General features: G+C 57.2%; 13 protein-coding genes. 4 read left to right on the top strand and 9 right to left on the bottom strand.

Annotated features, from left to right (window positions below):
• Position 1 precedes the first annotated feature (1 nt).
• The 5 genes from CHB75_RS07075 to CHB75_RS07055 form a co-directional block, all read right to left on the bottom strand.
• Positions 2-763, bottom strand: coding sequence for an amino acid ABC transporter ATP-binding protein (locus tag CHB75_RS07075; RefSeq protein ID WP_089269848.1), 762 nt, complete (start codon positions 761-763; stop codon positions 2-4).
• A gap of 15 nt (positions 764-778) precedes the next feature.
• Positions 779-1435, bottom strand: coding sequence for an amino acid ABC transporter permease (locus CHB75_RS07070; RefSeq protein ID WP_089269847.1), 657 nt, complete (start codon positions 1433-1435; stop codon positions 779-781).
• Positions 1436-1465: 30 nt separating this feature from the next.
• Positions 1466-2113, bottom strand: a complete 648-nt coding sequence (locus CHB75_RS07065) for an amino acid ABC transporter permease (protein ID WP_089269846.1) — start codon at positions 2111-2113, stop codon at positions 1466-1468.
• Between the two features lie 12 nt (positions 2114-2125).
• Positions 2126-2917 (bottom strand): creatininase family protein, encoded by a 792-nt coding sequence (locus CHB75_RS07060; protein WP_176439077.1) that lies wholly within the window; start codon positions 2915-2917, stop codon positions 2126-2128.
• Between the two features lie 63 nt (positions 2918-2980).
• On the bottom strand, positions 2981-3769 hold the full coding sequence (locus tag CHB75_RS07055) for a transporter substrate-binding domain-containing protein (RefSeq protein ID WP_245840765.1): 789 nt from the start codon (positions 3767-3769) through the stop codon (positions 2981-2983).
• Between the two features lie 140 nt (positions 3770-3909).
• On the opposite strand from CHB75_RS07055, the gene CHB75_RS07050 reads away from it, so the two are divergent.
• From CHB75_RS07050 to CHB75_RS07040, 3 genes are all read left to right on the top strand, one after another.
• Positions 3910-4869, top strand: a complete 960-nt coding sequence (locus CHB75_RS07050) for a LysR family transcriptional regulator (protein WP_176439076.1) — start codon at positions 3910-3912, stop codon at positions 4867-4869.
• A 314-nt stretch (positions 4870-5183) separates the two neighbouring features.
• Positions 5184-6644 carry a sensor histidine kinase gene (locus tag CHB75_RS07045; protein ID WP_176439075.1) on the top strand — a complete coding sequence of 487 codons (1461 nt, stop codon included), beginning with the start codon at positions 5184-5186 and terminating at the stop codon, positions 6642-6644.
• Complete coding sequence (locus CHB75_RS07040) at positions 6637-7059, top strand: response regulator (protein ID WP_089269842.1); 423 nt, start codon at positions 6637-6639, stop codon at positions 7057-7059. The genes CHB75_RS07045 and CHB75_RS07040 overlap by 8 nt, the downstream gene beginning before the upstream one ends.
• Positions 7060-7466: 407 nt before the next feature.
• Here CHB75_RS07040 and CHB75_RS07035 read toward each other — a convergent pair whose 3' ends face one another.
• From CHB75_RS07035 to mgtE, 4 genes are read right to left on the bottom strand one after another with little or no spacing between them, the layout of a single operon-like run.
• Positions 7467-8510 carry a succinylglutamate desuccinylase/aspartoacylase family protein gene (locus tag CHB75_RS07035; RefSeq protein ID WP_089269841.1) on the bottom strand — a complete coding sequence of 348 codons (1044 nt, stop codon included), beginning with the start codon at positions 8508-8510 and terminating at the stop codon, positions 7467-7469.
• Positions 8510-9415: a 30S ribosomal protein S6--L-glutamate ligase gene (gene rimK, locus CHB75_RS07030; protein ID WP_089269840.1), complete on the bottom strand. Its 906-nt coding sequence runs from the start codon at positions 9413-9415 to the stop codon at positions 8510-8512. The genes CHB75_RS07035 and rimK overlap by 1 nt, the downstream gene beginning before the upstream one ends.
• Positions 9416-9442: 27 nt before the next feature.
• Positions 9443-9913, bottom strand: a complete 471-nt coding sequence (locus CHB75_RS07025; protein WP_089269839.1) for an ATP-dependent zinc protease family protein — start codon at positions 9911-9913, stop codon at positions 9443-9445.
• Positions 9901-11274: a magnesium transporter gene (mgtE, locus tag CHB75_RS07020; protein ID WP_089269838.1), complete on the bottom strand. Its 1374-nt coding sequence runs from the start codon at positions 11272-11274 to the stop codon at positions 9901-9903. The genes CHB75_RS07025 and mgtE overlap by 13 nt, the downstream gene beginning before the upstream one ends.
• A gap of 90 nt (positions 11275-11364) precedes the next feature.
• On the opposite strand from mgtE, the gene CHB75_RS07015 reads away from it, so the two are divergent.
• Positions 11365-11652: a hypothetical protein gene (locus CHB75_RS07015; protein ID WP_089269837.1), complete on the top strand. Its 288-nt coding sequence runs from the start codon at positions 11365-11367 to the stop codon at positions 11650-11652.
• Positions 11653-12161 lie beyond the last annotated feature (509 nt).

Raw genomic sequence — 12161 nt, 5'->3', positions numbered from 1 at the left:
TTCAGCGACTGAGATGCTTTCGAAGGAAATTGCGGGTGCGTTCTTCTTTGGGGTTCTGGAATATCACCGACGGCGGGCCTTCTTCGACCACCACGCCCTGATCCATGAACAGCACGCGGTCGCAGACAGAGGCGGCGAAATCCATCTCGTGGGTCACGATGATCATGGTCATGTGCTCTTCGGCCAGCTGCTTCATCACCTGGTTCACTTCTTCGACCAGCTCGGGATCAAGGGCCGAAGTTGCCTCGTCAAACAGCATCACCTTGGGTTTCATCGCCAGCGCCCGTGCGATGGCCACACGCTGCTTTTGACCGCCGGACAGCCGCGAGGGGTATTCGTCGATCTTTTCGGACAGACCGACCTTGGCCAGCTGTTCCTCGGCCAGCTTGTTCGCGTCTGCTTCGGACAACCCTTTGAGCATGCGCGGGGCCAGCGTGATGTTTCCGCGCACGGTGAGGTGCGGGAACAGGTTGAAGTGCTGGAACACCATGCCGATGTCCTGACGCACCTGATTGACGTGTGCCTCGTACTGGCGGAACGGCAGCTTCTTGTTGATCTGCACATCCTCCAGCCAGACCTCGCCAGAGGTCAGCGGATCCAGCTCGTTGATGGCGCGCAGCAGGGTGGATTTTCCGGACCCCGAAGGCCCGATGATCGCGACGATCTGGCCGCGTTCAACCGTCAGGTTGATGTCCTTGAGGACTTCAAGATTGCCATAACTTTTGGCAGCATTCTTGATCGTTACAAAGGCTTGATTGGTCATCTGACTCTCCCAGTCTCAGCGCGAAGCGGCGATGCGGCGTTCCAGATGCCGCAGTCCCGCCTCGAGCGCGAGGTTGACGATGTAGTAGCAAAAGGCGGCGGCGAGATAGAATTCGAACGGGCGGTAGGTGCGGCTGATGGCCTGCTGCGCGGCCAGCGTCAGTTCCATGACGCCGATCACCGACACCAGCGCGGAATCCTTCAGCAGTGCGATCATGTTGTTGCCCATCGGCGGGATCACGGCGCGCACCGCCTGTGGGATCACGATCCGCCGCAGGGTCTGTCCGCGCGAAAGCCCCAATGTCCGCGCGCCTTCATACTGGCCCTTGTCCACCGCGAGGATAGAGGCCTGAATGAGTTCGGAATTATAGACCGCAAAGTGCAGTCCCAGCCCGATCACCCCGGCAACAAAGGCGGGCAGGTCGATGCCGATCTGGATCAGTCCGAAATAGATCAGGAACAGTTGCAGAAGCAGCGGTGTGCCCATGAACAGAAAGGCAAATGCGCGTACCGGCAGGCGCAGCGCCCAGTGGCCGTACAAGGCGATGACAGCAAAGACGATGCCACCGAAAAAGCTGAGCAGACCCGCACAGATGGTGATGGCGATGGTCCAGCCAGCGCCCATGGCAAGCACGCCGAAGTAGTCAGGCACTACCGAGAAATCAAGACCCATGGCGGCCTCCTGTCATCGTGTTCATGCTGTTCATGTGATGCGCGCCCGGCGGTCGAGCCAGTTGATGACCTGACCCACGGCATAGATGATGATCATGTAAAGAAGCCCCGAAAGCAGGAACATTTCGAACGGTTTGTAGGTCGATCCGATAAAGCGTTGCGCGGTATAGGTCAGTTCGACCACCGAAATGGGGGCGACCAGCGCGGTGCCTTTGATCAGCGCGTTGATGTTCACGCCCAGCGGGCGGATCATCATGCGGGCTGCCTGCGGCAGAACCACCTTGCGCATCGTTTCCCAGCGGCCCATGCCCAGCGTGCGGGCGGCCTCGGTCTGGCCCCGGTCGACGGACTGGATCGCGCCACGGATGGTTTCGGTCATATAGGCGCCGATGTTGACGCCCAACGCGATTGTCCCGGCGGAAAAGGAATCGAGCTGGATGCCGATCTGCGGGCCGCCGAAGTAGAGGATGAAGATCTGGATCAGCGCGGGTGTGCCCCGGATGATGCTGACATAGGTGGCCCCGATCCAGCGGAACACCGCCAGCCGTGACATACGAGCCGCTGCGCCAAGCGCGCCGCAGGTCAGGCCCAGAAGGGCCGTCAGGATCGACAGTTGGATCGTCACCCAAGCCGCTTCGATGAAGAAGGGATAGACGCGCAGGATCAGTTCATAGTCCAAATCACCCGCCTTTCAGTGATGGTCGTGACGTTGCAGGATCGGCAGCGCCCGGATTTCGCGGATCAGGGCGGTGGTCTCTTCGATGGCCGCGTCCAGAAACTTCTTTCCCGTCTCTGGGTCGGCCACGGTCGGGTCGCCCATGGTGCCGTCCGGCGACACTTCGGACCACCAGCGCATCAGCATCGCGCCGCCGCCGCCCCCGGCAAGGTCGAGGTTGAAGAATTTGCTGTCGGGATTGTGCAGGTTCTGGACCGTCGATTTTTCGGTGTGCACGCGCTCGGGATGCAGGTGCATGTACATCGCCGCCTCGAATTCTCCGGCGTGGGCGATGCCGCCGATTTCGGATTTGCGCACATCGTTGATGCGCGCCGACATGAGGTTCCAGTAAGAGGCCGAAACGCAGATGATGCCGGTTTCGATCACGGTCTTGCGGGCGGCCAGATCCAGACAGGGATGGTTCGAGCCATGCGAATTCAGCAGCAGGATGCGGCGGAACCCGTGGTGGGCCAGTGATTTGGTGATGTCGGTGACAAAGGCGATCAGGGTCTCGGGCTGAATCCAGATGACACCGGGGAAATCCTTGTGATGTTCGTTGAAGCCATAGGGAACGGGCGGCATCACGAACACCTCATCCGGGATCTCCTTTGCCACGCCTGTCGCCACGGCCATGCCCAGCACGGTGTCGGTATCCAGCGGCATATGGGGGCCGTGATCCTCGGTTGCCGAAACGCTCAGGATGACCACACGATCCTTGTCGGCGTCGCGCACATCTTCCCAGGTCAGATGTCCGTAGGTTGTTGTCACAGGGGTTTTCCTCGCAAGGGGGTGCCTGCCGGGGATCGCCCGGCAGGCGGCAGGCAATCAGGTTCAGCGGATGTCGCCGCCAACCCATTCCGTAGCAATTGCGAGGTAGGTGCCGTCGGCCATCATATCATCCAGCGCCTTTTGCATGGCGGCGGACAGATCCGGGTTGTTTTCACGGATCGCGATGCCCGCGCCGATCGGTTCGGCGGCGGGATCATTGATTGTGGCCAGATCGTACTGTCCGGCTTTCATCGCCAACATTACCGGGATGGAATCGTTCACGATGGCATCGACACGGCCGTTGTCGAGTTCCAGTAGAAGCTCGGGCAGGCCCTTGTAGGTGTTGATGTTATACCCCTGATCACGGGCCCATTGTTCGTGTGTCTCACCCAGCGTGACGCCGACTTTGGCCGCGTCCAGCTGATCGACGCTGGTGATGTCGGAACCGGACTTGGTAAAGATCGCCCGCTTGGTGTTGTAGTAGGGGCCGACGAAATCAATCACCTTGTCGCGCTCTTCGGTGATCGACATGGAACCGACGACGGCATCGTATTTCTCGGCCAGCAGGCCGCCGATGATACCATCCCATGCGGTTGTGATGATCTCGACTTCGAGGCCCATGCGCTTGGCGATTTCGGTGCCGATTGCCGGGTCAAAACCAACCACTTCGTTCTTCTCATTCACAAAGTTGAACGGCGGGTACTGGCCGCTCATCGCGATGCGCAGCACGCCGCGCTCCTTGATTTCGGCAAGTTCGTCGGCGCTCGCCGCCAAAGGTGCAAGGCTCAGACCCATCATCGCGACAGAGCCCGCCAAAACGCTGCGGCGCAGGATGTTCATAGAATTCTTCATTTCAATTTCCCCTGATCTTGTACGTGCCTTTTTCCCTGCGACCCTCAGGACGCAAGGCAAAGACCTCATGAATCACAGGTTGCGCCACAGTCTGTCATAGGGCAAATAGATAATTCCGATACGTAAAATAGATCAAATCTATGATTAAGAAGTACGAACAGCGCTTTCCCTGGAACCTGGACTGGAACCTTCTGCGGACCTTTATGGTCGTGGTGGATGAGGGCGGAATCACGCCTGCGGCGCATTTTCTCGGTCTCAAGCAACCAACGATCAGTGCCGCCCTGAAGCGGCTTGAGGAGATCACCGGCCGCAAGCTGGTCAACCGATCGCCCAAGCATTTCAGCGTCACACCCTGGGGCCGGGTTCTGTATGCCGAGGCCAGATCGCTTTTTGGTTCGGTCGCGCAACTGCCGGATCTGATGAACAGCTTGGAAGAGGTGGTGACAGGCCAGATCAGCATCGCGATGGCCAGCCATGTCGTTTCCCCGCATTTCGATGCGGTTCTGGAACGCTTCAATGCGCTATATCCACGGGTGAGCTATACGATCTCGACCTTGGACAGCGCCGATGTGATTGCCCTTTTGCAGCAGAATCGCGTCACCTTTGGTGTCTGCCTGCTGCGCGAACCGCCTGCCGGGCTGGAAACTCGGGTTCTGTTCCGCGAATTCTTTGGTTTGTTCTGCGGCCCTCCGCACCGGCTTTATGGGCGCAAAGACATCGACATTTCCGAGCTTCGGAACGAAGATGCGGTATCCTTCCAAACCGATGAAATCGACGGCCCCCTGTCTGGCGTGGCACATATGCGCAGGCAGCTGGGCATGCGGCCGGACCCAAAGGGGTTGTCGTCGAACCTGCCAGAGGTGAGGCGCATGATTGTCGCCAATATCGGCATCGGCGCCCTGCCGCTGCATGTGGCGCGCAAGGATGTGAACGCAGGCCTGCTGTGGCAGTTGCCGCCCTACACAGCCCTTCCCGCCGTGGACATTCACATGCTGACCAACGCCAGACGCAGCCTGAACCGCGCAGAAGCGGCATTGCTAGAAATGCTGAACGCCGAACTGGACGCGGTGCCGATGGCAGAGCGAACCTACGACGTTTAGAATTCGGAGTTAAGTAACTGAAAAGGCCATGGTGCAAATCCCATGCTTCTGAGTCCAGCGGCCCGGCCTGCCTAGTTTACCAGGACACGATGGGTAGCTGCAACGCGACTGAACATGTTCCCACACTTGTACTGTGGGCTAACCTTCAGGGGGGGGCAAAACCATGATTGGTGCCACCACAGGTGCCATGAATTGGGTGCACAAGATGGTCGGTGCCGAAGGCATGCAACCTAATTTTAAGACTTCTTCGGCAGTGTTCATTGACCCCTATGCGGACCTCCCCAAGGGGCCAAAATTGGAAGTCAGGGTGCGAGATGTCATTTGTCGAAAAATACCGGTTGGCTTTCGAGATTTCTCCTGTCCCGATGCTGCTCGCCTCGATGTCTGGCGAAATATTATTAGCAAATTCCGGGTTTCACGAACTTTTTGAATATGATGACGGCGAACTGCTAAATCAGACGGTTGACGTGCTTGTCCCCGATGCCGTGCGCAGCCAGCACCCCGAACTACGCGATGCCTATTATCGGGTGCCGACCAAGCGAAGTATGGGGGCCGGCCGCGAGCTGAACGGAGTGACTAAATCCGGCAAAATCATTGCGTTGGAGCTCGGGTTGGAGCCGGTAAAGAATGGGGACGAAACCTGGGCCCTTGTGGCTGCAATCGACATTCGCCAGCGCAAAAGCCATGAAGAACGTATGCATTTAGCAATGAATGCTGCGGCTAGCGCGATGGTAATGGTCAATGAGAGCGGAGGTATTGTCTTTGTGAACATGGCTGCGGAAAAATTGTTCGGGTACGCCAATGGCGATCTGCTGAATCGACCCGTAGAGCTTTTGGTCCCGGATGAATTCCATCGCTCGCATCCTGTTTATGTCGGAAGCTACATGACGGCGAGCGAGACTCGTCGGATGGGCGCCGGGCGCGATCTTTTTGCGCGCCACCGCAACGGGGCGAAGATCCCGGTCGGAATTACCCTGACGCCGGTCGATTCTCCTGATGGAAAACTGGTGATGAGCACGATCATAGACTTGTCCGAACGGGTTGCCGCGATGGAGGCCCTTGCGGACAAATCCAGAGAACTGGAAGCGTTGAATGTGGAACTGTCACATTTTGCTTACAGTGCCAGCCACGATCTGAAGGCACCTCTTTCCTCAATCGCTGGTCTTTTGGCCATTTGCCTCGAAGATCTTGAGGAAAACAACCATGACGAAGTGCGGAAAAATTTAAAGACGATTTTGGAGATCAGTGGCAGAAGTGCCAAAAAGGTTGAGGGCATCCTTAAAATCGCCCGTGCCGGCCACGAAAAACTGCCGATCGAGAGATTTTCACTCGAGGAAACCATTCGTGAGATTTGGATTGATCTCACCGGCGGAACCAATAGCGACACGCAACTGGTTCTGGTTATGGGGCATAGTGATCCGGTATCGACAGAGCTCGGCACCCTCAAGCTGATCTTGGAAAACCTCATTTCCAACGCACTCAGATACGGTGACCCGGCAAAACCCACCCATGAAATCCACGTCAGCAGTCTGTTCGAAGCCGGTTTTTTATCCGTCACGGTCGCAGATAACGGGATCGGAATTCCTGAGAAAAACAAGTCGGAGGTTATGCAGATGTTCAGGCGTATCAATGAGAAAAGCGGCGACGGTTTGGGGCTTGCCCTCGTTCGCAAGCAGATTGACCGGATGGGCGGAACTCTAACTTTTACAAGTACCGAAGGTGAGGGAGCAGAGTTTTCTTTTTCCCTTCCTTTGAGCGAGGCTTCACGTGTCTGAAGTCACTGTATTTTTGGTCAACGATGAAAAATTGGACCGCTATGTGGCCTACCGGCGCATTGCGAAATCGGGCTTTTTTGGCGAGATTCTAGAGGCTCTATCTGGTGATCTATTTCTGGAGCAATTCTTTTCTCAGGATTGGAAAGCCGTTTCGCCGGAGCGCGTAGCTCTGATCTTTATGGACATCAACATGCCTGGCTTGAACGGTTTCGAAACCTTGGAGGAACTTGAACGCCGACTAGAGACGGAATGCGGACCTGACAGGATTGTCGCGATATTTTTGACATCGTCCAATAACCCGAGCGACCGTGAAAGAGCCAAAGGCTTGAAAGTCGTGAAAGGTTATTTTACGAATCCAATGAATGATGAAGACGTCGAGCACATTCATACTCTTTGTTTTCCAAAGGGTGACTGACTGACAGAAGGCATCTGTGCGGAAAGCTGAAGTTCAATTTCTTTAAAAGTTAATTACCGCCTTTAGGATCCAGACGCCATCTATGTTGGGCGTAATATGTCAGCCTCAGTGATGGTGATGTCGCATTTAAATGCTTTCGGTCATCGGTAACGGCGGGCGGCAAATTTCGGGTGACCCGACCGGTAGGAAGCCCATCTGGTGGCAGCAGTTCCAATTCCGAAAAGTTCAACGTTGGCCGATCCGTTTTTTTCGAAATTTTCATGGCTTGCAAAGATACGGAGTAGTCGGTTGCTATCAAAACGCCTCCAGAGACGAGAAAGGCGATAAATTAATAATTCTAAAATGAATGCCCTTTGATAGCCGTCATTGACTGCCCTGGATCGGCTGAAAAGACGCCAATACGTTCATCAGATGATTTCATCTTCGTCAAAGAGCGGATCATCGGTCAGCTGATCGTTCAGATCTTCGACGGCGCCTTCGGCGACGGAGATAGATTTCACGCGCGCAAGGTGAAAGACGGCATCGCCTTCGTTGACGATTGGCAGCACGGCGCGGCCGACCACGATGCCCTTGAACGGGGCGATGATTTCCTGTTCGGCTTCTCCGAAGGGGTCTGCGACGACGGCCATCACGTCGCCCTGTGCGACGACATCGCCCTCGGCACGAAAGGTCCGCAGTAGCCCGCCGGCGGGCGCGCGCAGCCATTTGCTGGACATGCAGTATTGCGGCGCAGCTTTGGGTTTGGCGATGCCCTTGGCGGGGATCTGGCCCACATGGCTAAGGACCCGCAGGATTCCAGCGACGCCGGCGCGCACGGACATTTCGTCAAACCGCAGACCTTCGCCTGCTTCGTACAGCAGGATATCCTTGCCGATCTCTTTGGCGGCACCGCGTAGCGACCCTTCGCGCAGCGGTGATTGCAGGATCACAGGGGCGCCAAACACCTCGGCCAATTTGGCGGTATAGGGGTTGTCGGGCGAAATTCGCACCTGCGGCAGGTTGGTCCGATGGATCGCCGCGGAATGAAGGTCGATGCCCAGATCACTTCGGGCGACGATCTCGGTCAGGAACAGATAGGCCAGCCGCGAGGCAAGCGATCCGCCCGGCGTGCCCGGAAACATCCTGTTCAGGTCACGCCGGTCAGGCAGGTAACGCGAATGGTTGAGGAACCCGAAGGCATTCACAATCGGGATCACGATAAGGGTGCCGCGCAGCGATTTGAGATTGGGCGCCCGCAAGAGACGTCGCACGATTTCGACGCCAATCACTTCGTCCCCGTGGATACCGGCGCTGACAAACACAGTCGGGCCATCGGCCTTGCCGTGAACGACATGCACCGACATCGACACGGGCGTGTGGTCCGACAGAACGCTGACCGGAAGGTCAACGGTCTGCCGGGTGCCTGCGGGGATGCTATGGGCCCCGATCTCAAACGCTGCGCGGCGGGGCATCAGCCTTTGCCTTTTGTCTTGGTCGAACCTGTGCTGGCACCCTTTTCAAGGTATTCGATGATCTTGCCTGCCACATCCAGACCGGTCGCAGTTTCAACGCCTTCCAGGCCTGGCGATGAGTTGACCTCCATCACCACCGGGCCGTGGTTGGCGCGCAGCATATCGACACCACAGACGTTCAGGCCCATCGACTTGGCCGCACGAATGGCGGTCGAGCGTTCCTCGGGCGAAAGCTTGATCAGCTGGGCAGACCCACCACGGTGCAGGTTGGAACGGAAATCGCCCTCGGCTCCGGTGCGTTTCATCGCGGCAATCACCTTGCCTCCCACGACGATCGCGCGGATGTCGGTGCCACCGGCTTCCTTGATGAACTCCTGCAACAGGATGTTGACGCCCGCGCCACGGAACGCTTCGACCACCGACTTGGCAGACCGCTTTGTATCGGCCAGAACCACACCGATGCCTTGCGTGCCTTCCAGCAGCTTGATCACCACAGGCGCGCCGCCTGCAAGTTCAAGCACTTCGTCAGTCTGCTTGGGGTCATGGGCAAAAGTCGTCACCGGCAGGCCGATACCATCACGCGCCAACAGCTGCATCGAACGCAGCTTGTCCCGGCTGCGGCCAATCGCAACGCTTTCGTTCAACGGGTAGACACCCATCATTTCGAATTGGCGCAGCACAGCCAGACCATAAAACGTCACAGACGCCCCGATCCGCGGGATGACGGCGTCAAAGCCTTCCAGCTTTTCACCATTGTAGTACATTTCAGGACGCCGAGACGCGATGTTCATGTAGCAGCGCAGCGTGTTGATGATGTGTAGCTCGTGGCCTCGTGCCTCAGCAGCCTCTTTCAGGCGCTTGTGTGAATACAGATTGGGGTTACGTGCCATCATTGCGATTTTCACGGGAAAATCCTTTCTGCCTAAAAGGCGTTACTGTCCAAAAGTGCTGGTCAGGTTTGCGCGGCGCGTGTGCACTGCGATATTGTGGTTTCTCAGTGCGGTACGCCCCACGATCATCTGGAACCGCATGTTGCTGCGGTCCGTCAGTGAAACGGAAATGGTCCAGGTCCGGTCCGTCAGTTTCAGCTTTGTGCGGATGATGATCCGCTCTTCGGGGATGCCGCTGGTGTTCTTGATTTCGCGCCGGTCGTGAATGGGCGCTTCTACTGTGACCTCAGGTTCGTCTTCATCTGCCTGCGCCTGAAACCTGACCCAATCCTCGCCATCGCGAACAAAGGTCTTGATCTGGGTCGCATGCAGGGCAGAGGTGCGTGCGCCGGTATCAATCTTGGCTTTGATCTGATGCAGACCAAGATCCGGAAGGTCCAGATGCTCCATCCAGCCAATGACCATCAGATCAGGCTTGTTTTTCTTGATCTTTTTCACGTTCACACCAGCCATGGCATCATCAGCGTTGCAAGGCTGAGAACAAAGAAGAACCCCGCCATATCAGTTACGGTCGTCAACAACGGCCCGCTGGCGACGGCCGGGTCCTGGCCAATCCGCTTGAGCAGAAGCGGCACAACACCACCAATCGACACGGCCAGCATGGTGTTCAGCGCAAGTGCGGCACCGATCACGAGGCCAAGTGCCGGTGAGCCCTTCCAGATCCAGGCAACGATGCCGATCAGGATGCCAAGCGCGATGCCGTTGATGATGCCCACGCTGATTTCCTTGAACCAGACCTTCACGGCGTCCTTGGGCCGGACAAGGCCAAGGCTCAGCTCGCGCATGGTCACGCCCACGGCCTGATTGCCCGAACAGCCGGACATGTCCGACACCATCGGCAGGAAGACCGCGATCGCGATCACTGCGAGCAGGGTTTCTTCGTAGGCGGAGATGACTGACGCGGCGATCATGTTCAGAATGATGTTGGCCGACAACCACACAAGCCTGCGCCGCGAGCGCAAACCTGTGGGCATGGAGCGCAGTTCGTCCCCGACCACACCCTGCAGTTTCAGGTTCTCGCTTTCGGCGCGTTCCAGCAATGCCTTGGAGACAGCGTCGCGCGAGACCACGCCAAGCAACTCACCCGATGCGTCGACGACAGGCACGCCAAGAAAGTCGTACTTGTCGAAGATATCCTCCAGATCGGACAGATCGGTATCAACTTGCACTGACATCGGCTTGACCATGATGGTGGTCAGCAATGCCGCCCGTTTGGTCGCAAGCAATCCGCGCAGCGACACCACGCCCACCAGTTTTCCGGCCTCATCGACGATATAAGGGTGCTGACCGCGATACCGGTCCACATCTTCGTCATCCTTCGCAATGACCTTGATCACATCGCTGACTGTCATCGTGCTGCGACACTCAAACACCTCGGACATCATCAGACCGCCGGCCGTGTCATCGTCATAACCAGACAAACGACGGACTTCGGCCGCCTCTTCAGCGTCCATCTGGCTCAGGATGGCCTCGGCCTCGGCGGCTTCCATGTCACCGATCAGGTCGGCCTGCACGTCCGAGTCCATCTCGTCCATGATTTCCCGCGCGCGGGCGGGCTCAAGATCCTCCATCAGATCGGCGCCAAGTTCGTGGGGCGCTTCTTCGACAAGGCCGGCAGCCACCTCTGGCGAGATCAGCGTAAGTACCTTGCGACGGTCATCTGCTGACAGCTCCAGCAATTCCCGCAGGGCCTCTGCAAGGGAAAGCCGTTCGAACAACGCATTGAGACGCGCCGCATCGCCAGCTGTTGCCGCAGCCCCCAGTTCTTCAGACAAATCTATGTCCAGCTCAATCGAGTTAACCGCTTGGTTCATGTGACAGTCTCCTTGCTGGGTGTTTACATAGGCAATAAAAAGTTGTCTATAGATAAAAAAATATAACCATTGGTAACGATGAGGGTGTGAATGACCGTCTTCCAGATCGCTGCCCAGCAGCTGGCCGGCCTTTACGGCAAAAACTTTGGCGGCAAAGCGACAGGTCGGTACCGACTGTCGTCCAAGCAGGTCAAAGAGTTGCTTGGGCGCAAACGTCTGTATGCAGATGACATTGATCAGCTGACGCGTGCAGCCCTCGAAGAGGGGCTCGTCCTGATAGATATGGACAGCTTTTTCGTCGTGCTAAGTGCCAATGCATTTGTGAACTACCGCCGCGTCAGTGCAGAGGCCTTGGCAGCGGCGATGTCAGGCAAATAGAACTGGGCATTGGGGCACTTTGGCTATGGCGCGCAAATCAGCTGGGGCTCGGGCCCCCGTTTCAGCAAGCGAACTTAGCTGAAGCGCGCCTGGCAGACCGCGACGCGTTGATTGCAGGGTTTGTCGCGGGGCAGGGGGGCAGGTAGGCGCAAAGCAATGAAGGCGGCATACAGATTCGATTGCGTCGTGTCGGCGGCAGGCTATACCGTCGTAATGGCGTCGTTCGGATTGGCACTGATTTCGATCACCGCATTCCGGACGCTCACGTCCATTTGGTAGGGTCTTCATCTGCTTCGCTCTTGCTGTACGGAACCGATATTCGACGGAGCATTGGGCAAAAGCGCTTAGTAGGCAACGTCATGACATGTCTGTGGGCCGGTGTTGGTATCAGGAACCGACGCTTAGTGGAGTGGTCTTGCCAGTGTTTATTTCCGGTCTCTTTCGAGCAATGTTTGCGATGAAGGAGACAAGGAATGGCAACGAGATAGACAGACGAGTTTTGCCGTGAT

Source organism: Puniceibacterium sediminis (assembly GCF_900188035.1).
Taxonomy (GTDB): Bacteria; Pseudomonadota; Alphaproteobacteria; order Rhodobacterales; family Rhodobacteraceae; genus Puniceibacterium; species Puniceibacterium sediminis.
This window is presented reverse-complemented; position numbering and strand designations above follow the sequence as displayed.